This window comes from Bartonella sp. ML70XJBT, from assembly GCF_028618425.1.
GTDB lineage: Bacteria > Pseudomonadota > Alphaproteobacteria > Rhizobiales > Rhizobiaceae > Bartonella.
In genome coordinates, this window is sequence record NZ_JAQISX010000016.1 from 19,482 (window position 1) to 41,996 (window position 22,515).

Sequence of the window (22,515 nt, forward strand, 5' to 3'; positions counted from 1 at the left end):
AAGGAAAAATTTGAAGAGAATAACTTAAGCTGGGAGAGAAAGTTTTTTGATGGCGGATACATTTTTTTTTACGCCGTCCCGGCAATTGACAGTTGCAAATGTTGCTGAGTTGACGGGTGCAAAGCTTCTTAATCCAGAGTTTTCTCATAAAGTTATTAATACTCTTTCTTCGCTTGAGAGTGCTGTGGAAGGCTCTCTTATTTTTGTGGAGCATCGGAAATTTTCTGATGCTCTACGAGATAGTTCTGCTGTTGCTGTTTTTTGTACGAATGATATTGTTTTTAAAGTTCCTGACACGATGGCAATTTTGGTGACATCCACACCGCAGCGTGATTTTGCTTATGTTGGTCGTATTTTGTTTCCTGATTCTGTCAAGCCAATGCCTTGGTTAGGACAGAAAGAAATTTCACCGCATGCGCATATTCATCCAACGGCTAAGTTTGCCCATGATGTGTGTATTGAAGCGGGAGCTGTTATCGGTAGAAATGTTGAGATTGGTGCAGGAACTCTTATTTCATCCACAGCTGTTATTGGTGAAAATTGCCGTATTGGACGTGACTGCTATATTGCTCCTAAAGTAACCGTTCAATGTTCATTAATAGGTGATAGGGTTCAGCTTTATCCTGGTGTTTGCCTTGGGCAAGATGGTTTTGGTTATGTTGGGGGAAAAGCTGGAATTGAGAAAATTCCACAACTTGGTCGCGTTATTATTGAGGATGGTGTGGAAATTGGTGCGAATACTACGGTTGATCGAGGGACATTTCAAGATACTGTTATTGGAGAAGGAAGTAAGATTGATAATCTTGTACAAATTGCCCACAATGTAAAAATTGGTCGTTATTGCCTTATTGCTGCTCAATGTGGAATTGCGGGGAGTACATCAATAGGGGATATGTCTCAGCTTGGCGGAGGGGTTGGAGTAGCGGATCATATCGTAATAGGTAAATGTGTTCAGATTGCTGGTCGTAGTGGCGTTATGAATGATATTCCGGATGGTGAAAAATGGGGGGGAAGCCCAGCACGACCATTTAAACAATGGTTTCGTGAAGTGGCGACATTGCGCAGTATGGGAAAAGTTAAAAAGGAGAAAAGCTGAGATGATCAGCACTGAAGGAACTAGAGATTTAGAGGCTGTTGATATTGAGAAACTGCTATCAATATTACCGCATCGTTATCCATTTTTATTGATCGATCGTATCGTTGATATTAATGGTGAACAAGAAGCGATTGGTATTAAAAATATAACGATTAACGAACCGCATTTTACGGGACATTTTCCTACAAAACCTGTTATGCCTGGAGTTTTGATTTTAGAAGCTATGGCACAAACGGCTGGAGCAATAGCACTTTTAAATTTAGGCAATCAGCAAACAAATTTAGTTTACCTTATGACGGTTGATAAGGCAAAATTTCGTAAACCTGTTATGCCTGGTGATCAGCTTAAAATTCATGTTCAGCTTTTGAAAAAGAGATCTGGTATGAGGCGTTTTTCATGTGTTGCAAAAGTAGAAGATGTCCGCGTCGCTGAAGCAGAAATTGCTGCGATGATTGTTGAAGAAGAATAAACGATATTGATGGGAAATTAAAAATGTCCGGTACTAAAATCCATCCAACTGCTCTTGTGGAGAAGGGAGCGCAGCTTGGTGAGAATGTACGCGTTGGACCATTTTGCCATATTAGTTCAGAGGCTGTTATTGGTGATGAGTGTAGTTTGACAAGTCATGTTGTAATAAGGGGAAAGACAACGTTAGGAGCCAAGAGTAAAGTATTTTCTCATGCAGTTTTGGGGGAAGAGCCGCAAAATAATAAACATAAAGGGGGAGCTACGACCCTTTCTATCGGTAAGAATTGTACGATTCGTGAAGGCGTCACAATGCATAGAGGCTCTGATTCGAGTGTAGGAATGACAGTTATTGGTGATAATTGTCAATTTTTTTGTTATGCGCATATCGCTCATGATTGTCATGTGGGCAATCATGTAACATTTGCTAATAATGCAATGATTGCTGGTCATGTTACTGTTGGTGATTATGTGATTATCGGTGGTGGTGCTGCTGTTCACCAATTTGTTCGTGTTGGGCATCATGCATTTATTGGCGGTGTATCTGCACTAGTGGGTGATCTGATTCCTTATGGAACAGCTGTTGGTGTGCAGGCAAAACTTGCCGGGCTCAATATTATTGGCATGAAGCGTGCAGGGCTTAAGCGTCAAGATATTCACGCACTCCGTCATGCGGTTGGGATGCTTTTTGATCATAGCAAGCCCTTTAAAGAGCGTGTTAATGATGTTGCTTCTTTTTATTCTTCTTCTCAGTCGGTTGCTGACGTTGTTAATTTTATTAAGGAAGAAGGAAAGCGTTTTTATTGTACACCAAAATTTGAAGGTGATAGAATAAAAGGACATAAGGATTAAAAATGCCTATTTGGGGTGCCAGAAATTTTTTTTCCGGCCGTACTGCTATTATAGCAGGAAGTGGTGTTCTACCGATTACTGTTGCGCAGGCTCTTGAGAAGAATGGAGAGAATCCTTTTCTTGTGCTTTTGCAGGGTGAGGCAGATTCTGTTCTTTATCGCTATGAGCACTGCGAGCTATCAATTGTAGAGTTAGCGCGACTGGTTAAAATCTTAAAAAAAGCTGGAGTTTATAATGTTGTTTTAGCAGGTGGTGTGAAAAAGCGACCACTCCTTACACAATTGCGATTGGACTGGACAACATTTTTAGCTCTTCCTAAGTTAATTGGGGCTTTGAGGAGGGGTGATGATGCGCTATTAAAAGCTTTTATACGAGTTATTGAAGCGCATGGTTTTTGTGTTATCGGTGCTCACGAGATAGTTCCAGATCTTTTAGCGCCCATAGAATTTAATTTAACAGTACGGCGTGCTACAAAGAAAGAAAAGAAAGATATTTTTTTAGCAGCAGAAGCAGCAAAGCTTTTAGGTCAATTAGATATTGGACAAGCCGTTGTGGTTGTTCAAGGAAGGGTAGTTGCTTTGGAGGGCGCTGAGGGAACCGATAATATGTTATGGCGTGTTTGTGAAATGCGAGAAAGAGGGCAAATTCCCCCTCAAGGTGGTGTTCTTGTAAAATGTGCAAAGCCACAACAGGATAATCGCGTTGATTTGCCATCAATTGGGCCTACGACAATAATGAATATTGCAAAGAGTGGTTTATCTGGAATTGCGGTGGAGGCAAATAGAAGTCTCATATTATCGTTGAAAACAACAATAGAAAAAGCCAACAAATATTCTCTATTTATAGAAACCTTTGAAAAGTTTGATCATGAATGATTGTTTCTTAAAAGTTGCTATTGTTGCAGGTGAGGAATCTGGCGATTTTCTCGGGGCAGATTTAATTTCTTGTTTATCACAACAAATAGGATGTAACATTCATTTGATAGGTGTTGGGGGGAGGCATTTAAAGGCATTAGGTTTAACCCCCTTTTTTGATTCTCATGATATTGCTTTAATAGGTTTAAAGGAGGTATTGAAAAAATTACCGTTGCTGCTGCTCCATATTCGCAATTTATCCAAATTTATCGCACAAGAACAACCAGATTGCTTAATTATCGTTGATAGTCCTGATTTCACGCATCGTGTTGCAAAAAAGGTACGTGCTTTAGCACCTTCTATTCCGATTATTAAATATATTGCACCAACCGTTTGGGCATGGAGGCCAGAGCGTGCAAAAGCTATGCGGGGATTTGTTGATCATGTTTTAGCAGTTTTTCCTTTTGAAGAAAAGATTATGCAGGATTTGGGAGGTCCTGCTACCACCTATGTTGGACATCGTCTTTTGACATATCCTCCTCTTTTGAGAGTTCAGTTAGAAAAAAAACGCCAAGTAGAACAAAGAAATTTGTGTGGTCAACAAACATCATCGCCCACATTGATTATTTTGCCAGGATCACGCAATTTAGAGATTCGTTCTTTAATGCCTATTTTTCGAGAAACAGTGGAGATTCTCATACAACGTATCCCTCATTTACAGATTATTTTACCAACTTTACCCTACTTAGTGAATAGAATCCGTAACTTTGTGCAGGACTGGAAAAGCAAGGTAGAAATTGTTGTTGGTGAAGATGAAAAATGGCATGCTTTTGCACAAGCAGATGTTGCTCTTGCAGCCCATGGAACAGTTTCTCTTGAATTAGCTTTAGCAAAAATTCCTACGGTCCTTTGCTATAAACTTGATCATTTTTCTAAATTATTTATTTTTCCTAAAATGATGTTATGGAGTGCTGCTCTTCCAAATATTATTGCTGATAAACCTATTATTCCAGAATATTTAAATGAATTGATACGTCCTGGCATGTTAGCAAGACAGGTAGAACAACTTTTATCTAATCCTTTATCGCGCCAGGCTCAGCTCGATGCTTTTGAGGTGGTGGAACAGAAAATGAAAACTGAAATCCCATCAGGGATTGTGGGCGCGCAAAAAATTATCACTCTTTTAAAAAGCAAAGGTAAAATTGTATAAATAAAGCAATATCTTGATAATTAATGTTTAATTTTAGCAAGAAATTCACAAGCACGTTGACTTTTAGGGTTGGTAAAAAATTTATCAGAGGCTGTGTCTTCAACAATTTTTCCATTTTCTAAAAAGAGTATTCTTTCTGAGACTTTTTTTGCGAAGCTCATTTCATGGGTAACACAAAGCATTGTAATTCCAGTATCGGCCAATTGAGCGATCACTTCCAAAACTTCTCCCACACTTTCTGGATCAAGAGCAGAAGTGGGTTCATCAAAAAGCATGACTTCAGGTTCCATACAAAGCGCACGGGCAATTGCAACACGCTGTTGTTGTCCACCAGAAAGTTGTAAAGGATATTTTTCACAGTGTTTTTCAATACCGACATGCGTTAAATAACGAATTGCCCGTTCTTTTGCTTGTTGTTTGGAAAGCCCTTGAACTGTCATAGGGGCTAAAATACAATTTTGTATAACGCTCATGTGGGGAAATAAATTAAAGTTCTGAAAAACCATTCCTATCTTTCGCAGAACATTTTTTTGCTGTTGTATAGGAGCAGTATTGATATCAACATTATGAATACAGATTGAACCTTTTTGTGCTTGTTCTAATTGGTTAATACAACGAATTAACGTTGATTTTCCTGATCCGGATGGCCCACAGATAACAATATGTTCACCAGCTTGAACATCAAAGTTGATATCATGGAGGACCTGAAAATTTTCATACCATTTATTAAGATTTTGAATGGAGATCACAGAGTTCTGATTGGGAGAGATTGATTGATTATTTTTTAAATTCATCTTGCTTTATTCTTTCATTGATGAATAAATTGATTAATTCAACATTTTTGTTTGGTAAAGTTTTTTTATGATCATTTTTTTACCGTAAATATCGCGTGAGATGATGTTCAATAAAAACAATAAAACGGTGAATGAGTTCAACAATAAAAAGATAGATAAGTGTGGCCCAAACGTAAACTTGAAAATCGAATGTACGCGAATAAGTGAGTTTAGCAATCCCCATTAAATCATAAACAGTAACCAGTGAGGCAATGGCACTCGATTTAATCATTAAAATCAACTCATTTCCCAAGGGACGTAATGCTACAATCATTGCTTGTGGAAGAATAACTCTAAAAAATGTGACAGAATTGCTCAGACCTAAAGCTTTTGATGCTTCACGCTGTCCCGTGGTTACGGATAGAAAACTTCCTTTAAAGATCTCAGATTGATAGGCAGAAGAATTGAGTGTGAAAATAAAAAGACAACAATACCACGCGTTTTGAAAAAACCACCATAGACCAACCTGTTGCCAAAAACTGTTCATTGAACCAAGCCCATAATAAAAAAGGAAGAGTTGGGCTAACAAAGGAGAGCCGCGGAAAAAATAGACATAAACATTTGCAAAATATTGTAAAAATGTATTCTTTGATAAACGTGCAAAAGCGATAAGCATACCAAGAAAAAAACCAAGAGAACAAGAGATAGAGACAAGCTCGACAGTAACAATCAAGCCATCAATAAATTTTGGCCCATAACGGCTTAAAAGATCAGGATTAAAAAGGAAATAAAGCCACTCAGGAATCATTGACTTTGCACCTTTTTATAGCCTATTTGAGTGTATGTTTCCAAATGGCGTAGGATTGTGCCAAAAAACGCTGAAAATAATAAATAGAGTAAGCATGCTACAAGATAAAATAGCATGGGTTTGTTGGTTGCAGCGACAGCTAAATTCGTTTGTCGCATGAGATCAACAAGTGCGATGGTTGAAACAAGGGATGTATCTTTCAGTAAAGTAAGCCAATTATTAGAAAGTCCTGGCAAGGCATTTCGAATGAGCTGAGGGAAGACAATACGAAAGAATGTGGTTGAGCGTGAAAGCCCTAAAGCTTTAGCAGCCTCATATTGCCCTTTATCAAAAATGTTGAATGCTCCAAGCCAAACTTCACAAGAGAAAGCGGCAAAAACCATACTCAGTGCAAGAACACCAGCAACAAAAGCATTGATACTGAACATGACTTCAAGATTAAAATAGTCAAAGATATTTTGAATAAGGCTTTGTAATCCATAGTACACTAAAAACAAGGTTAAAAGCTCTGGTAGTCCACGAAATACTGTTGAAAAGAGACGTGCTATAGCTTTAGCCATCTTAATATTGGATCGAATCATCACTGCATTTAGAAGTCCTAGAGGAAGTCCTAGAAAGCCGCAACATAACGCCAATGACAATGTCACTCCTGCGCTAGAAAGTATAACCGTTCCCCATCCACCACTGCTAAATGATAGCAATGCTAAATTTTCAATCATTCTCGCGTTCCTCATGAAAGAGTTAGATAATTTTTTAGAAGTAAACAGTAGATTTTATTTAAATATCATAGTGACATTTAATAAACATCGTTTGTGAAATATTTTCTCATAATTTTCTCATAAGTTCCATCCAAACGGATTTCTTTTATTGCTTTATTGAACTTATTTTTAAGATCATTATTGTTTTGACGCAGTGCGATTGCAACAGGAAATTTAGTTTCTTCCAGAGTTCCCAAGAGGAGACAGCAATCTTTCCCTTCATTTTTAAGCCAATTTAATGCTTGTAATTTATCAACAATAATCAGATCAAGTCGATGATTTAAAAGGTCACGATTCACTTCTATTGTAGAAGGGTAGAGTTTGATTTTTACCTCTTCAGAGGCATAATGATCTTCCGCATAAATAGCTTGTGTTGTATTCGATTGCACACCAAGATTTCTGCCTCTAAAGCTTTGTGTCGAAATGTCTTTAATTCCTGAAGCTTTGGTAACAATGATAGCCAGTGCTGTATCGTAGTAAGGATCTGTGAAATCAATTTTTTGTAAACGCTCTTGTGTATGAGAAAGAGAAGCAACAATAGCATCATATTTTTTTGCAATAAGTCCAGGGATCATTCCCTCAAAATCTTGCGTGACAATGGTACATTCAACATTCATTTTTTTACAAAGGGCATAAGATATATCAATATCAAACCCTTTAAGCTCATTATTTGAGTCAATATAACTAAAAGGGGGATAAGTGCCTTCACTGGCGATTTTTAATGTTTTCGCATCAGCCAATGGGGTAAGTAGCGCAGCGCTTATTATAAGAGCTCCTGCTAATAGTTTCATGATATTCTCCTATTGGATAAGCGGAAAAATATGAAGTTGTCACGTTTTTATAATCTGTAAGCTTTTCTAGAGCAATGCAAAAATTTATCGGTATTTATTTTAGATTATGATATTAGATTATGATACTAGACATTATTACCCCAAAAATTATCTTTTTTATTGATTGAAAGAAGAATAAATATCTTATTGCTTGTATGATAGCTCAACTTTCCTGAAACGACTAATTTGCATCATTGTAGGAGTAAAGATTGGAGATTGTTCTTTTAAAATAAGATTATTCAATTTTAACATAAAAAATTAGATTCTAATAAAATAAAATCTCATTGTTATCATTGGATTCCATAAACATTCAAAAATCGATAAATAATTAGAAATTATTATCTTTGATAAATCCAAACCTTTCAAGACACTGAATTTCTAATTACACTTGCATATTCAACAAAGAGTTAAAAAATCTTCCTTAAAGAGATTAATTTCAATCCATTGTGATATTTAATTGAGATCGAATGTAAAATATTTTTTCATAATTTTTTCATAGGTTCCATCAGCACGAATTTCTTGTATTGCTTTATTGAAGCTATTTTTAAGATCATTATTATTTTGACGGATTGCAATTGCGACAGGAAATTTTGTTTCTTCTAAAGTTCCTAGAAGCTTACAGCAATCCTTTCCTTCATTTTCAAGCCAATTTAATGCCTTTACTTTATCAAAGATGATGATATCAAGCCGATGGTTTAAAAGGTCACGATTGACTTCTATTGTAGAAGGATAGAGTTTGATATTTACACCTTCAGAAGCATAGTGGTCTTCTACATAGGCAGATTGTGTTGTATTCGATTGTACACCAAGATTTTTACCTCTAAAGGCTTGTGTCGAGATTTCTTTAATTTCTGAAGCCTTGGTAACAATAACTGCCAGTACTGTGTTGTAGTAAGGATCTGTAAAATCAACTTTTTGCAAGCGCTCTTTTGTAGGAGAAAGGGAAGAAACAATCGCATCGTATTTTTTTGCCAGAAGACCGGGAATCATCCCCTCGAACTCTTGCGTGACAATGGTACATTCAATATTCATTCTTTCACAAAGAGCATAAGATATATCAATATCAAACCCTTTAAGCTCATTATTTGAGTCAATATAACTAAAAGGGGGATAAGAAGCATCACTTGCAATTTTCAAAGTTTGAGAATTAGCTGGTAGGGTAAAGAGTGTTGCGCTTATTATAAGAACTCTTATTAATAACTTCATAATGTTCTCCTATTCAATAAGCTGAAAAATATGAAACGATGAAGCCCCCTTATAATCTGTAAGCTCTTTAGGAGCAATGTAAAAAATTATCTGTCCCCATTTTGTTATTATTATTACACTGGACCATAGTCAAAAAAATGATTTATTTGTATCAACAAGTATGGGAGGAGAAATATAGGAAAGAAAGCTATTGTTAATGATGGGATGAACTTTAATAGTTTCATTTAAAATTAATTGATCATCGTTGTAAAAAATTTTAAAGGATGTTGTTTACTCATTTATAATAAAGCTTCAGTTTACTGAAGCTTTATTGATTTCTTTCTTTAATTAACACGTTTATCTATAGGAACATAGTCACGCATAGCATAGCCTGTATAGAGTTGTCGAGGACGACCAATTTTTTGTGCAGGATCTTCAATCATTTCTTTCCACTGTGCTACCCACCCAACACTGCGTGCTAATGCAAAAAGAACAGTAAACATTTCGGTTGGAAAGCCTAAAGCTTTTAATGTAATGCCGGAATAAAAATCAACATTGGGATAAAGCTTTTTCTCAATAAAATATTCATCACTTAAGGCAATTTTTTCCAGTTCTATTGCAATATCAAGAAGCGGATCATCTTGAATATTGAGCTCTTTTAAAACTTCATGACAAGTTTTTTGCATGATTTTTGCACGTGGGTCATAATTTTTATAGACGCGATGACCAAAGCCCATAAGGCGGAAAGGATCATTTTTATCTTTTGCACGTGCAATAAATTCAGGAATTCTTTTAATAGAACCTATTTCCTGTAGCATTTTTAGACATGCTTCATTGGCACCACCATGCGCTGGTCCCCAAAGGCATGCAACACCTGCTGCAATACAGGCAAACGGATTAGCACCTGATGATCCAGCAAGACGTACCGTAGATGTAGAAGCATTTTGTTCATGATCGGCATGAAGGATAAAGATTTGATCCATCGCCCGAGCAAGTACAGGGTTTGTTTTATATTCTTCACAAGGAACAGCAAAGCACATACGGAGGAAATTTGTAGCATAACTAAGATCATTGCGGGGATAAACAAATGCTTGTCCAATACTATATTTATAAGCCATAGCAGCAAGTGTTGGAACTTTTGAGATAAGACGAACAGAAGCAATCATTCTCTGGTGTGGATCTGTAATATCAATAGAGTCGTGATAGAAAGCAGACATAGCACCAAGGCAGGCAACCATGACAGCCATGGGATGAGAGTCACGACGAAAGCCGTGGAAGAAGCGTGAAAATTGCTCGTGGACCATTGTATGCTGCATGATACATCGATCAAAGTCGTTTTTTTCTTTCTGTGTTGGGAGTTCCCCATAAAGGAGAAGATAACAACTTTCGAGAAAGTCTCCTTTTTCAGCTAATTGTTCGATAGGATATCCACGATAAAGCAATATCCCTTTATCGCCATCAATATAAGTAATTTTTGATTCACAAGAAGCTGTTGAAGTAAAACCAGGATCATAGGTAAAAATATTGGTTTTTTTGTAGAGAGAAGCGATTTCGATGACCTCGGGTCCACTCGTGCCTTTACGCAGGGGAAGCTCTACTTTTTTATCGTTCACAATAATATGCGCGTTATTCTCAGACATTCGGTATTCCTTTCAGATCCTTCTCTTCTAAAAATTAAGACTCTGCTTCATGAGAGTGTGAGATATATAATAACTGAAGCTTTTCTTACTTGTATTGAGGGTAGATTGCCTCTAAAAATGAGGACATGCAATCTAAAAACATTTCCTTATTGATCATTATTACTCAATAAAAACTGTATTTCAATGATATAAGATAAAAAAACTCTTTTTAGATTACGTTGAAGTATCTACATGAGATACTCATTTGAGGAGATATACCTAGAACACATCATGAACCTATCGTTGTGATAAGTTGGTCACTAATGCGATGAAGAGCTTCATCGCGTCCTAGTAAAATAAGAACATCCAAAACACCCGGCGATGTGGTACATCCTGTGAGAGCCGCACGAAGAGGTTGGGCGATAGATCCAAATTTAAGATTCTGTGTTTGGATATAAGAGCGAAGAGTTTCATCGAGAGCTTTTGTATCCCAAGAGGGGCAAGCTTTTAAGGAAAGGTAAAGATCATTTAAAATGGTTCGTCCATTTTTATCTAAAAGCATTTGTGCTTTTTCGCTAAGCTGTAATGGTCTCTGCGTAAAAATGAAGGAGGCATTGTCAATCAGTTCACACAGTGTTTTTGAACGCTCTTTCAAATGTGGGATTGCTTTGAAAAATTGAACACGACGTTGTTCATCAAGTCTTTCAATGATTTGTGCTCCCCCATTGGTTTCTGGTAGAATATCAAGAGCGGCATCAAAAAGTTCTTGATCATTGCTCATGCGCATATAATGTCCGTTGATGGAATCGAGCTTTCTGAGATCAAAACGAGCAGCACCTTTGTTAATATCTTCAATATCGAACCAAGAAATCATATCTTTAAGTGACATAAGTTCGTCATCACCATGGCTCCACCCTAAACGGACAAGATAATTGCGCAAAGCAGCAGGAAGGTATCCCATTGTTTTATAAGCATCAACACCCAGCGCACCATGCCGCTTTGATAATTTTGCACCATTTTCACCATGGATAAGAGGAATATGAGCCATAACAGGAATATCCCATCCCATAGCTTTAAAGATGATCGTTTGTCGGGCTGCATTGGTTAGATGATCATCACCCCGTATGATATGTGTGACACCCATATCGTGATCATCAACGACAACAGCATGCATATAGGTAGGCGAACCATCAGAGCGCAAGATAATAAAGTCATCTAAATCTTTATTAGGAAAATGAACATCACCTTGAACACGGTCGTGTACAACTGTTTCTCCCTCCTCAGGAGCTTTGATGCGAATAACAGGTTTGACACCTTGAGGCGCTTCAGAAGCATCCCGGTTACGCCAACGTCCGTCATAACGAGGGGGGCGTCCTTCTGCACGGGCTTTTTCACGCATTTCAGCTAACTCTTCAGGTGAGGCATAACAATAATACGCTTTGCCATTTTTGACCAACTGTTCGGCGATTTGGCGGTGACGTTCTGCACGTTCGAATTGCGAAATAGGGGAACCATCATAACTAAGTCCCATCCAGTGTAGGCCATCTATAATGGCTTTTACAGCTGCTTCTGTTGAGCGTTCTCGATCTGTATCTTCAATGCGTAGAAGCATTTTTCCACCGGTATGTTTTGCATAAAGCCAATTAAAAAGAGCAGTACGAGCACCACCAATATGAAGAAATCCTGTGGGAGAGGGGGCAAAACGAGTAATAACAGACACGAATATTTTCCTTTAAATTGAGATATACTTATGGAACTTTATAGAAAGGTTATGTTAGCATAGGTGACGGGGTGTGCAATAGCCGCATTGCGAGTTAAAGTGGGGAGCGGATGTTTAATCAAAGTAAAGTTAAAGAGGGTTTATCCGCAAAATCTGTTATAGAAAGAAAAAATGCATATCAGATAGGGCAGGGTATTTTTTCTAGCTGTGATGATGCAAAGAATGGCAGTTATAAGCAACAAAAACTTTTTTTATTAATGCTCTTAAAGAAAGCAATCATTGTTATTAGAAAATGGTTAGCGGATTGTATCGAGAAAGAAGTTTCTTTTGGTATTCTTTTTTCACTGATTTTAGTCTTTTTTTCCTTAGGAATCATTTTTTATTTTTATTTAGAACTGGAGCCAAGTTGGGGACAATTGGGGGTATCGGTTAGCATCTTTGGGGGAATATTCTATCTTGCACGTTTTTACCGAAAAATATGGATTCTTGCGGGATTTTTGTTTTGTATCGCATTGGGCGCTTTGGCGGCAAAAATAGAAACGTGGCGTATTGCAACCCCCATGTTAAGCAGTGACATTGTCACCACATTGACGGGAAGAATTATTTCCGTTGAGTCAGTTCCCAAAAGGGGATTTCGCTTAGTTTTGGATGTTTTGAGTACAGAAAAGCCCATATTATACCATAGTCTTCATCGTGTTCGCGTATCGGCAAGATATTTGCCATCTGGATTAGCAATTGGCGATGGCCTGTATGGGAGAGTTAAGATTCGCGCATTCTCTGGGGCGGTGCGTCCAGGAGGCTACGATTTTAGTTTTCATAATTACTTTAAAGGGATTGGGGCGCAAGGCGTTTATTTAGGAAAACCAATAAAAATATCCGTTTCTCCGCCTGATGGAATATTCGCTATCATTCTACAGAAAATTGAAAATTTACGCATGAAGATGACACAAAGAATCCTTCTAGCCCTTGAAGGAGAAAAGGGAAGTGTTGCTGCAGCTCTCATAACAGGACAACGTGCTGGTATTTCAAATGAGATAAACGAGGCACTGCGTACGGCTGGATTAGCGCACATTTTATCTATATCAGGTTTACATATGGCTTTGTTGAGCGGCCTAGTTCTTTTGAGCATCCGTAGTTTTTTAGCATTTTTTCCAGTTTTTTCTTCCTATTATTCCAATAAAAAATTTGCTGCTATCGTTGCATTTATGATAACGGCTTTTTATTTGCTCTTGTCAGGTTTAGCAGTATCAGCACAAAGAAGTTTTGTGATGATTGCTGTTATGTTGGTTGCTATATTATGTAATCGCTCTGCTATAACAATGCGTAATTTTTCTATTGCGGGGTTGATAACTCTAGCGATTCGACCCCATGAAATATTAGGCCCCAGCTTTCAAATGTCTTTTTCTGCGACGGCTGCTTTGATTGCTTTTTTTGATTGGTGGAGCAGAAGGTCACTTTTTCGTACAAGAAAAATAATTTCCTTTTATGTTGGAGAAAGAGTGATAAATTTTGCTTTTTTATCAATACTTTCAACATGTGTGTCTTCGTTTGTAGCAGGAAGTGCAAGTGGAATTTATGCTGCTTATCATTTTTCTAATATGGCATCTTTAAGCATTATCAGTAATGCTGTTGCTTTGCCTATCATCTCAATTTTGGTCATCCCTTTTGGATTAATCGCAGTTCTTGCAATGTTAGGAGGATTCGAATGGCTTCCTCTTCAAATTATGGGGTTTGGTATTGATCTTGTGATAAAGATTGCACATGCTATTAAGGCTATTTCTCCTGATTTGAATCCTGGCTTTATGCCGTTGTCTGCATTAGTTTTATTGAGTGTAGGCTTGGTTGGATTAACTTTTTTCAAAACACCTATCAGGCTCTTTTTTAGTCTTTTTATTTTGGCTGGTATTTCTATTTGTATAATGCATTCACCTGTACAATTGATTATAGCAGATAATATGCGTCTCGTGGGTGTTATCCATGATAGAAAATTATATATTGATCGTTATCATCATTCTAAGTTTACAACAGCTATCTGGAAAAAGTCATTTCGTTTGAATGAAACGATTAAACCAACAAAGTACGGTCCTTCGTTTCACGGACAATTTGTTTGTGATCATTATGTATGTACATCCTTATTAGAGGATGGATTAAAAGTTATCATTTTACGTGAAAGAATAGATCACTGTATAGAGGCAGATATTCTTATTCAGACATTTGTAATGCATAATCCAACATGTCATAAGAAGGCAAAAATAATATTTACTCCCCAGCACTTGTTATTAAGAGGAAGCGTTATGATGACTAAAGGTGGGGATATCATTTGGTCTTCTCTAGGGTTTTATAGACCGTGGAATATGCACAGAAAATATTCACAAAAAAATATATAATTTGCGCATTTTTTCATATCTGGACAATTAACAAAACAAAAAACAACAGAAGATATTTCTGATACATTTTTGCGTTTTTTTTATTGATTAGCTTATCGATTTTATTGTGAATGAGGAAAAGTCTCCAAATTTTTTCGGAGAAATAAAAAAGATAATTGTTGATTATCCTATTTTATTCTTATCATATATTTCTATAACGAGTAACATCTCTTCAAAAAGAGATGGTGGTTAAATTTAGATAGATTGAGTAAAAAGACTGCCTTTTATTATCATTATTATTGGTAGTAATAGTGGTGATAAATGTTGTTTGCGGATAAAAGGTAAAGTCATTCATGGATGTTCAGCAGTTAAAAAAAAGGGCAGCTATTAAAGCGCTTGAATTTATTGAAGATGATATGCGGCTTGGTATCGGATCTGGTTCAACTGTTAATGAATTTATTCGTCTTCTTGGTGAGCGTGTTGCAGACGGTTTACATGTGACCGGTGTTGCGACTTCACGATATTCTGAACAGCTCTGTCATAAGTTTGGAGTGCCTGTTCGCACTTTAGAACAAATACATGAACTGGATCTTGATATTGATGGAGCAGATGAAATTGGTCCTGAGATGATGCTCATTAAAGGGGGAGGGGGAGCATTGTTGTATGAAAAAATTGTCGCATCGGCATCTCGTGCAATGCTTGTCATTGCTGATGAAACAAAGATGGTCAAAAGACTTGGTGCTTTTGCACTACCGATTGAAGTGAATCCATTTGGTATCCATACAACACGTAAAGCCATCGAAAAAGTCGCTGATAATTTAGGACTCTCTGGAGAAATTGCATTGCGAATGAATGGAAAGAATCCTTTTAAAACAGATGGTGGTCATTTTATTCTTGATGCATTTTGGGGATGCATTTTTCAGCCCAAATTATTATCGGATGCTCTTCTTTCCATTCCTGGTGTTGTTGAGCATGGTCTTTTTTTGGGGTTGGCTTCACGTGCAATTATCGCTATGGCTGATGGTCAAATAAAAATTTTAGAACCATTTGATTTTTAGAAAAGACATTTACATGGTGATATGTTAGCACAATAAAAAAAGATTTTGGGTAGAATAACGAATTTAAATTATAATTAGCGATTGGGGTAATCATTAAATGAGAATAATATTTTCTTTTCAGCGTTTTTTCGTGTGTTTCAGTACAATTGCTGTTTTTTTTGTGAATATTGGAATGGTTTATGCACAGGGTGTGAGTGATCAACATTTAGATTCAGCCCGAAAGGCGATTAGGGCTATCCATGCAACGGATCAATTTGATAGTTTTTTACCAAATGCAGTCCAAGATTTTAAAAATGAACTGATCAGTGATGATCCGAATTTGGCAACAGCTATTTCTGATATTGTTGATAAGCAGGCGCTTGCTTTAATTAAAAGGCGCTCTGATCTAGAAAAAGAGATTGCCCATGTGTATGCAAAGTATTTTACGCAAAAAGAGCTTGATGCAATCACAGCATTTTATAATTCTGATACCGGTAAAAAGTTTTTGACAGAAGTTCCTAATATTGCACGTGATTCCTATTCTACATTTGATGTATGGCGCTCTGCTCTTATGCAGGATCTTGTAGAAAATGTGAAAAAAGAAATGTCTGAAACACTTAACTTGAATAATTCTACTATGCCTATAAAATCAGAAGCTCCAGAAAATAAAAAATAACTTGACTGATATCATGACTGTAATCGGAAATTTCTTACTTTTAAAAGCGGCGTTTTTTCGCCGTTTTAAATGTTTTATTAAGAGTCTACTCTTTTAGACTATTGCTTTATAGAAAAATATTTTTTTAAAAGAAAAAAGACTTTCGCTTAATAATAAATGACTTTAACCTATCGTTGTAAATATATAAAAAGGAATAGTTTGTGGACTCTTTTGATTTTGATTTATTTGTTATTGGAAGTGGTTCTGGTGGGGTGCGTGCAGCAAGGCTTGCTGGAGGTCTTGGTAAGCGTGTCGCTATAGCAGAAGAATATCGGATAGGGGGAACTTGTGTTATTCGTGGTTGTGTTCCCAAAAAGCTTTATGTTTATGCTTCACAATATGCAAAAGAATTTAAGAAAAGCATTGGTTTTGGATGGAAATATGCGGATCCAATTTTTAGCTGGAAAAAGTTGGTTGCGGCTAAAAATAAAGAAATATCAAGATTAGAAGGGCTATATCGTCAGGGGTTAGAAAATAACAATGTGCATATTTACGAAAGTCGTGCTACTTTTATCGATGATCACACATTAGAGCTTTCTACTACGGGTGAGCGGGTAACTGCTGAAAAAATTTTGATTGCAACGGGGGCAAAAGTTGCACCAAATATGACTATAGAAGGTGCCGATTTTTGCGTGACTTCTAATGAGATTTTTGATCTTGATGAACTCCCAAAATCAATAATCATTGTTGGTGGAGGGTATATTGGTGTTGAATTTGCTAATATTTTTCATGGGTTAGGTGTAAAGACGACACTCCTTCATCGTGGTGATTTAATTCTTCGTGGTTTTGATCACGATTTACGACAATTGCTCCATGATGCAATGATTGAAAAAGGGATTTCTGTTCTCTATAAAGTGACAGTTTCTAAAGTGCAGGCGGCAGAAAATAGTTATAATGTTCTTTTATCAAATGGGCAAACGATCAACACGGATCAAGTTATGTTAGCCACGGGGCGTATGCCCAATACAGTGGATTTAGGACTTGAAAGGGCAGGTATAGAAGTTAATGCGTCTGGTGGTGTTATTGTTGATGAGAAAATGACGACAAATATCCCCCATATTTGGGCTGTAGGGGATGTAACGGGTCATATTCAATTAACACCTGTTGCGATACATGATGCAATGTGTTTCGTTAAGACCGCATTTGAAAATATTTCCACAAAACCTAATTATGATTTAATTACAACAGCCGTTTTTTCACAACCTGAAATTGGAACGGTAGGTCTTTCAGAAGAAGAGGCGATACAGCGTTATAAGAGTCTTGAAATTTATCGTACAGTTTTTCGTCCTATGCGGAATGTTCTTTCCGGTAGTTCAGAGAAAATGTTTATGAAGCTCATTGTTGATGGTGAAAGCCGTATTGTTGTAGGTGCTCATATTTTAGGAGAAAACGCTGGTGAGATGGCACAACTTATTGGAATTTCTCTTAAGGGTAAGCTGACAAAGGATATTTTCGATGAAACGATGGCGGTGCATCCAACGATGGCAGAAGAATTAGTAACGATGTATAAACCAAGTTATATATATGAAAATGGAAAGAAAATAGAAAATTAAACAGCACCCCGTAGTGTGGTAAAAAGTTTTTGATATGCTAAGCTGGAAGCTTAATTTTTTAGAGAGCGTGTAATGATAAAAGAATGGGCGCCTGACTCTTGGAGGAAAAGGCCAATTAAACAAGTTCCGACTTATCCGGATAAGTCTATGTTAGAAGATGTCGAACGAAGGCTGAGAAGATATCCTCCTTTGGTTTTTGCCGGTGAAGCACGTGATTTAAAAAATGAATTAGCAGCTGTTGCGAAAGGCAGGGCTTTTTTATTGCAAGGAGGTGATTGTGCTGAAAGCTTTGCAGAACATGAAGCTGATAATATCCGTGATTTTTTTCGTGTATTTTTGCAAATGGCGATTGTTTTAACCTTTGGGAATTCTAAACCCGTTGTTAAAGTTGGTCGTATTGCTGGTCAATTTGCAAAACCCCGCTCTTCTGATATTGAAAGGAGAGAAGGCATTGAATTTCCTGTTTATCGTGGGGATATTATCAATGACATTGAGTTTGAAGCCGTTTCTCGTATTCCAGATCCGCAACGGATGTCTATGGCTTATCGCCAATCTGCGGCAACACTTAATCTGTTGCGTGCTTTTTCACAAGGAGGGTATGCTAATTTAGAAAATGTTCACACATGGATGTTGAGTTTTGTTTCTAACAGTCCGCAGGGGGAACGTTATGAATTATTGGCAGAGCGTATTTCTGAAGCAATTGATTTTATGCGTTCCATAGGGATTACATCCAAAACGCATTCTTCATTGCGTGAAACATCTTTTTATACCAGTCATGAAGCGCTTTTGCTTGGTTATGAAGAGGCATTGACTCGGATTGATTCAACTTCAGGAAATTGGTATGCAACATCTGGCCATATGTTATGGATTGGTGACCGTACACGTCAAATTGATCATGCTCACGTTGAATATTGTCGCGGTATTAAAAATCCTATAGGATTAAAGTGTGGTTCTTCCATGGAATCTGATGAGCTTTTAAAATTAATTGATATTTTAAATCCTGAAAATGAACCAGGGCGGCTTACTCTTATTACGCGCTTTGGTTATGATAAGGTTGAGAGTTATTTGCCTAAACTCATCCGTGCCGTTGAGTGCGAGAAGCGTGAGGTGATATGGTCATGTGATCCAATGCATGGCAATACAATTACTGCCAATGGTTATAAGACGCGTCCCTTTGATTATGTTTTAAAAGAAGTAGAGAATTTTTTTGCAGTGCATCGTGCAGAGGGAACCTATCCAGGTGGAATTCATATTGAGATGACAGGTCGTGATGTAACGGAATGTACGGGTGGGGCCCATGCTATTTCTGTAGATGATTTATCTGATCGTTATCATACACAATGTGATCCAAGATTAAATGCAGATCAAGCGTTAGAGTTAGCTTTTCTTGTTGCTGAACTCCTTAAGAAAAATCGTGCAACTGACCCGTTAGCACTTGCTGCTGGTGGCTAGGTAAAAATTTGTCTGACATTTTTTACTTTAGATCGTTATGGACGAAAAGAATTAAAAAAAATAATATTTCTGGTGGTGAAGAATAAAGTTGTGGTTGCCAAACTGATGAAGCGATATAAAGACTTATGAAAGATAACTTTCGGGTAGCAGTTGCCCAATTAAATCCTACTGTCGGTGATATTGAAGGAAATTTTTCTTTAGCTGTCATGGCACATCAAAAGGCTAAAGAAGAGAGAGCTGATCTTGTTCTATTCACGGAGCTTTTTATAAGTGCTTATCCGCCCGAAGATCTTGTTTTAAAACCTGCTTTTACAAAAACATGTGAAGAGGCTGTTGAAAAATTAGCAAAAATAACCGTAGGCGGACCAGGAATTGTCATTGGTCTTCCATTAAGACGTAATAGCGATATTTACAATGGTATCATGCTTCTTGATGAAGGGCGAGTCATTGCTGAAAGTTTTAAGTTTGATTTACCTAATTATGCTGAGTTTGATGAAAAGCGTCTATTTTCTTCTGGACCACGTCCTGAGCCTATTGTTTATCATGGGATAAAATTAGGAATAGTGATTTGTGAAGATATTTGGAATGATTTCTCTCTTAGTACAGAGCTTAAAGATAAAGGTGCTGAAATTATTCTGGTTCTTAATGGATCTCCCTATTATCGTAATAAAACCTTAAAACGTATAGACGTTGTTCATACGCAAGCACTTCAATCTGGAGTACCAATTATCTATGCTAATCAGGTTGGTGGTCAAGATGAGCTGGTTTTTGATGGGGGATCTTTTGCTTTGAATGGACAAGGTAAAAAAGTGTTTCAAATGAAACACTTTGACAGCCATCTTGCTTTGAGCCATTGGCAACGAAAAACGAGCGGGTGGCACTGTGTTTCAGGGCCTAATGAAAATCTTCTCAATGGATTAGCCGCTGATTATCAAGCTTGTGTTTTAGGTTTGAAAGATTACGTCAATAAAAACGGTTTTAAAGATGTTATTCTTGGTCTTTCAGGAGGAATTGATTCAGCTCTTTGTACAGCAATGGCAGTAGATGCTCTTGGTGCTGAGAGGGTTCGCACCCTTATGATGCCCTATCATTATACTTCGCAAGAATCATTAAACGATGCCAAAGAATGTGCCAATCTTTTGGGATGTCACTATAAAGTCATACCGATTGAGCAAGCTGTTGAAGCTTTTTTGAATATAGTATCGCCTCTTTTTTTAGGCTTACCCTCTGATGTAACAGAAGAAAATCTTCAAAGTCGTATACGCGGTACACTTTTAATGGCTTTTTCAAATAAATTGGGCTCAATGGTGGTGACAACAGGCAACAAATCAGAAATGGCTGTGGGATATGCAACATTGTATGGTGATATGAATGGAGGTTTTAATCCTCTTAAAGATATTTATAAAATGCAGGTTTATGCATTAGCTGAGTGGCGCAATAAAAATCACTTGCATCATTTAAAGGGACCAGAAGGAATTGTCATACCACCCAATATTATAAAAAAAGCACCTTCTGCAGAGCTGCGGGAAAATCAAAAAGATGAAGATTCTCTCCCCCCTTATCCTATTCTAGATGATATTTTGCAATCTCTTGTAGAAAATGAGATGAGTATTTGTGATATTGTTCAACGTGGACATGTACGAGAAACTGTTGAGAAAATTGAACAGCTTCTTTATGGTTCTGAATATAAAAGGCGACAATCTGCACCCGGTGTAAAAATCAGTTACAAGAATTTCGGACGCGATCGTCGTTATCCTATTGTCAATCATTTTCGCGATAAAAATTGAGTATTCTTTTATGGTTAAAGTTCGTTTTGCTCCCTCTCCAACAGGTTATATTCATATTGGTAATATTCGTAGTGCGCTTTTCAATTGGCTTTATGCACGGGCGCATAAAGGAAAGTTTATTTTGCGCTATGATGATACAGATATTGAACGTTCTAAACAGGAATATATCGATGCTATTACTGTTGACCTTGAATGGCTTGGAATTCAACCAGATGCAATTTATTATCAATCTAAGCGGTTTAATCGATATGATGAAGTGGCAGAAATTCTCAAACAACGTGGTTTGCTTTATCCCTGTTATGAAACAGCAGAAGAATTAGAACGACGTCGTAAAATCCAGCTTTCTCGTAAATTGCCTCCTATTTATGATCGTTCTGCATTGAAGTTGACAGCAGAAGAGAAAAAAAACTTTGAATCGCAAGGTCGTAAACCTCATTGGCGTTTTCTTCTTCCTAATTTTGAAAATAATCCTTTGAAAACAAAGAGAACAGAAGTTTTCTGGAATGATGCCGTAAAGGGAAAACAGACGATAGATTTGGCTTCTCTTTCAGATCCTGTTCTTATTCGTGAAGATGGAACCTATCTTTATACATTACCGTCTGTTGTGGATGACGTAGATATGGCCATTACACATATTATTCGTGGCGATGACCATGTTACAAATACAGGCGCCCAGATTGCTCTTTTTAAAGCTCTGGGTGCAGAATTACCGGTTTTTGGTCATTTCAATTTATTGGCGACAGTCTCAGGAAAAGGATTTTCAAAACGTAATAATGATCTTTCTATCCGTTCTCTACGGGAAGAAGGATTTGAATCGATAGCTGTTCAGTGTCTTGCTGTTTTGATTGGGACATCGCAAAATGTGCATCCCTATCCCCATCAAGAAGCGCTTTTAAAACATTTTAATTTACAAAATACATCAAAATCGGTTGCAAAATTTGATATTGCTGATCTTTGTACTCTGAATAGTCATCTTGTTCATGAACTAAATTATGAGGACGTTAAAACACGTCTTCAAAGTCTTTCTATTGAAGGAGAAAAGGCAGAATATTTCTGGAATACGATAAGAAGCAATATTGATAAAGTCAATGATGCTGTCTTGTGGTGGAAAATTATTCATGATGAAAAGAGTTTTGATACCGTGGCACCAGAGGACCGTGCTTTCGTGCAGCTTTCACTCAATTTTTTACCTGAAGGTGTATTGAAGAATGAAAGTTGGCAAGTTTGGACGAAAGCATTAAAAGAACAAACGGGGCGGAAAGGGAAGTCTTTATTTATGCCATTACGTCAAGCACTTACGGGCATGGATCATGGACCTGAAATGGGAAAGCTTTTGCAGCTTTTAGGCCGCGAAAAGGTAATAGAAAAACTCTCTAAAAAATAAGAGAAGTTTTTTAAAAACATTTTTTATTTATTGTACGCTTAGAGAGAGTAA

Annotated in this window: 19 protein-coding genes; 12 read left to right on the forward strand and 7 right to left on the reverse strand. The window is 37.2% G+C overall.

What is annotated here, in order from left to right; translation table 11 throughout:
- The first annotated feature begins 49 nt into the window (after positions 1–49).
- Genes lpxD through lpxB form a run of 5 tightly spaced genes read left to right on the forward strand, consistent with a single transcriptional unit; the run spans position 50 to position 4,477 of the window.
- Complete coding sequence (lpxD, locus tag PVV65_RS06930) at positions 50–1,096, forward strand: UDP-3-O-(3-hydroxymyristoyl)glucosamine N-acyltransferase (protein ID WP_273789680.1); 1,047 nt, start codon at positions 50–52, stop codon at positions 1,094–1,096.
- Position 1,097: 1 nt separating this feature from the next.
- Positions 1,098–1,565 (forward strand): 3-hydroxyacyl-ACP dehydratase FabZ, encoded by a 468-nt coding sequence (fabZ, locus tag PVV65_RS06935; protein WP_273789681.1) that lies wholly within the window; start codon positions 1,098–1,100, stop codon positions 1,563–1,565.
- A 23-nt stretch (positions 1,566–1,588) separates the two neighbouring features.
- Entirely contained in the window at positions 1,589–2,413 is an 825-nt protein-coding gene (gene lpxA, locus PVV65_RS06940; protein ID WP_273789682.1) for an acyl-ACP--UDP-N-acetylglucosamine O-acyltransferase, read from the forward strand.
- Positions 2,414–2,415: 2 nt separating this feature from the next.
- Positions 2,416–3,288, forward strand: a complete 873-nt coding sequence (locus PVV65_RS06945) for an LpxI family protein (protein WP_273789683.1) — start codon at positions 2,416–2,418, stop codon at positions 3,286–3,288.
- Entirely contained in the window at positions 3,281–4,477 is a 1,197-nt protein-coding gene (gene lpxB, locus PVV65_RS06950) for a lipid-A-disaccharide synthase (protein WP_273789684.1), read from the forward strand. Before PVV65_RS06945 ends, lpxB begins: the two co-directional genes overlap by 8 nt.
- A gap of 20 nt (positions 4,478–4,497) precedes the next feature.
- Here the strand turns inward: lpxB and PVV65_RS06955 are convergent, their stop codons facing one another.
- The 7 genes from PVV65_RS06955 to gltX (PVV65_RS06985) form a co-directional block, all read right to left on the reverse strand.
- Positions 4,498–5,271: an amino acid ABC transporter ATP-binding protein gene (locus PVV65_RS06955; protein ID WP_273789685.1), complete on the reverse strand. Its 774-nt coding sequence runs from the start codon at positions 5,269–5,271 to the stop codon at positions 4,498–4,500.
- A 79-nt stretch (positions 5,272–5,350) separates the two neighbouring features.
- A complete protein-coding gene (locus PVV65_RS06960) occupies positions 5,351–6,058 on the reverse strand; it encodes an ABC transporter permease (protein WP_273789686.1) in 708 nt (235 codons plus the stop codon).
- A complete protein-coding gene (locus PVV65_RS06965) occupies positions 6,055–6,777 on the reverse strand; it encodes an ABC transporter permease (RefSeq protein WP_273755295.1) in 723 nt (240 codons plus the stop codon). The genes PVV65_RS06960 and PVV65_RS06965 overlap by 4 nt, the downstream gene beginning before the upstream one ends.
- 77 nt (positions 6,778–6,854) lie before the next feature.
- Entirely contained in the window at positions 6,855–7,607 is a 753-nt protein-coding gene (locus PVV65_RS06970) for a transporter substrate-binding domain-containing protein (protein ID WP_273789687.1), read from the reverse strand.
- Positions 7,608–8,099: 492 nt separating this feature from the next.
- A complete protein-coding gene (locus PVV65_RS06975) occupies positions 8,100–8,852 on the reverse strand; it encodes a transporter substrate-binding domain-containing protein (protein WP_273755293.1) in 753 nt (250 codons plus the stop codon).
- A 323-nt stretch (positions 8,853–9,175) separates the two neighbouring features.
- Complete coding sequence (gene gltA, locus PVV65_RS06980; RefSeq protein ID WP_273755292.1) at positions 9,176–10,471, reverse strand: citrate synthase; 1,296 nt, start codon at positions 10,469–10,471, stop codon at positions 9,176–9,178.
- Positions 10,472–10,739: 268 nt separating this feature from the next.
- Positions 10,740–12,170, reverse strand: a complete 1,431-nt coding sequence (gltX, locus tag PVV65_RS06985; RefSeq protein ID WP_273789688.1) for a glutamate--tRNA ligase — start codon at positions 12,168–12,170, stop codon at positions 10,740–10,742.
- A 110-nt stretch (positions 12,171–12,280) separates the two neighbouring features.
- Here gltX (PVV65_RS06985) and PVV65_RS06990 point away from each other — a divergent pair, with 110 nt between their 5' ends.
- From PVV65_RS06990 to gltX (PVV65_RS07020), 7 genes are all read left to right on the forward strand, one after another.
- Entirely contained in the window at positions 12,281–14,557 is a 2,277-nt protein-coding gene (locus PVV65_RS06990; protein ID WP_273789689.1) for a ComEC/Rec2 family competence protein, read from the forward strand.
- 332 nt (positions 14,558–14,889) lie between these two features.
- Complete coding sequence (gene rpiA / locus PVV65_RS06995; protein WP_273755289.1) at positions 14,890–15,594, forward strand: ribose-5-phosphate isomerase RpiA; 705 nt, start codon at positions 14,890–14,892, stop codon at positions 15,592–15,594.
- Between the two features lie 97 nt (positions 15,595–15,691).
- Positions 15,692–16,249, forward strand: coding sequence for a DUF2059 domain-containing protein (locus PVV65_RS07000; protein WP_273755288.1), 558 nt, complete (start codon positions 15,692–15,694; stop codon positions 16,247–16,249).
- 200 nt (positions 16,250–16,449) lie between these two features.
- Positions 16,450–17,841: a glutathione-disulfide reductase gene (gor, locus tag PVV65_RS07005; RefSeq protein WP_273789690.1), complete on the forward strand. Its 1,392-nt coding sequence runs from the start codon at positions 16,450–16,452 to the stop codon at positions 17,839–17,841.
- A gap of 72 nt (positions 17,842–17,913) precedes the next feature.
- A complete protein-coding gene (locus PVV65_RS07010; RefSeq protein WP_273789691.1) occupies positions 17,914–19,293 on the forward strand; it encodes a class II 3-deoxy-7-phosphoheptulonate synthase in 1,380 nt (459 codons plus the stop codon).
- A 125-nt stretch (positions 19,294–19,418) separates the two neighbouring features.
- Positions 19,419–21,080 (forward strand): NAD+ synthase, encoded by a 1,662-nt coding sequence (locus PVV65_RS07015; RefSeq protein ID WP_273789692.1) that lies wholly within the window; start codon positions 19,419–19,421, stop codon positions 21,078–21,080.
- Between the two features lie 10 nt (positions 21,081–21,090).
- Complete coding sequence (gene gltX, locus PVV65_RS07020) at positions 21,091–22,464, forward strand: glutamate--tRNA ligase (protein WP_273789693.1); 1,374 nt, start codon at positions 21,091–21,093, stop codon at positions 22,462–22,464.
- Positions 22,465–22,515 lie beyond the last annotated feature (51 nt).

Excerpts from the sequence above, each read along its gene's own strand:
- lpxD (WP_273789680.1), top strand. The coding sequence starts at position 50 with ATGGCGGATACATTTTTTTTTACGCCGTCCCGGCAATTGACAGTTGCA.
- fabZ (WP_273789681.1), top strand. The coding sequence starts at position 1,098 with ATGATCAGCACTGAAGGAACTAGAGATTTAGAGGCTGTTGATATTGAG.
- lpxA (WP_273789682.1), top strand. The coding sequence starts at position 1,589 with ATGTCCGGTACTAAAATCCATCCAACTGCTCTTGTGGAGAAGGGAGCG.
- PVV65_RS06945 (WP_273789683.1), top strand. The coding sequence starts at position 2,416 with ATGCCTATTTGGGGTGCCAGAAATTTTTTTTCCGGCCGTACTGCTATT.
- lpxB (WP_273789684.1), top strand. The coding sequence starts at position 3,281 with ATGAATGATTGTTTCTTAAAAGTTGCTATTGTTGCAGGTGAGGAATCT.
- PVV65_RS06955 (WP_273789685.1), bottom strand. The coding sequence starts at position 5,271 with ATGAATTTAAAAAATAATCAATCAATCTCTCCCAATCAGAACTCTGTG.
- PVV65_RS06960 (WP_273789686.1), bottom strand. The coding sequence starts at position 6,058 with ATGATTCCTGAGTGGCTTTATTTCCTTTTTAATCCTGATCTTTTAAGC.
- PVV65_RS06965 (WP_273755295.1), bottom strand. The coding sequence starts at position 6,777 with ATGATTGAAAATTTAGCATTGCTATCATTTAGCAGTGGTGGATGGGGA.
- PVV65_RS06970 (WP_273789687.1), bottom strand. The coding sequence starts at position 7,607 with ATGAAACTATTAGCAGGAGCTCTTATAATAAGCGCTGCGCTACTTACC.
- PVV65_RS06975 (WP_273755293.1), bottom strand. The coding sequence starts at position 8,852 with ATGAAGTTATTAATAAGAGTTCTTATAATAAGCGCAACACTCTTTACC.
- gltA (WP_273755292.1), bottom strand. The coding sequence starts at position 10,471 with ATGTCTGAGAATAACGCGCATATTATTGTGAACGATAAAAAAGTAGAG.
- PVV65_RS06990 (WP_273789689.1), top strand. The coding sequence starts at position 12,281 with ATGTTTAATCAAAGTAAAGTTAAAGAGGGTTTATCCGCAAAATCTGTT.
- rpiA (WP_273755289.1), top strand. The coding sequence starts at position 14,890 with ATGGATGTTCAGCAGTTAAAAAAAAGGGCAGCTATTAAAGCGCTTGAA.
- PVV65_RS07000 (WP_273755288.1), top strand. The coding sequence starts at position 15,692 with ATGAGAATAATATTTTCTTTTCAGCGTTTTTTCGTGTGTTTCAGTACA.
- PVV65_RS07010 (WP_273789691.1), top strand. The coding sequence starts at position 17,914 with ATGATAAAAGAATGGGCGCCTGACTCTTGGAGGAAAAGGCCAATTAAA.
- PVV65_RS07015 (WP_273789692.1), top strand. The coding sequence starts at position 19,419 with ATGAAAGATAACTTTCGGGTAGCAGTTGCCCAATTAAATCCTACTGTC.
- gltX (WP_273789693.1), top strand. The coding sequence starts at position 21,091 with ATGGTTAAAGTTCGTTTTGCTCCCTCTCCAACAGGTTATATTCATATT.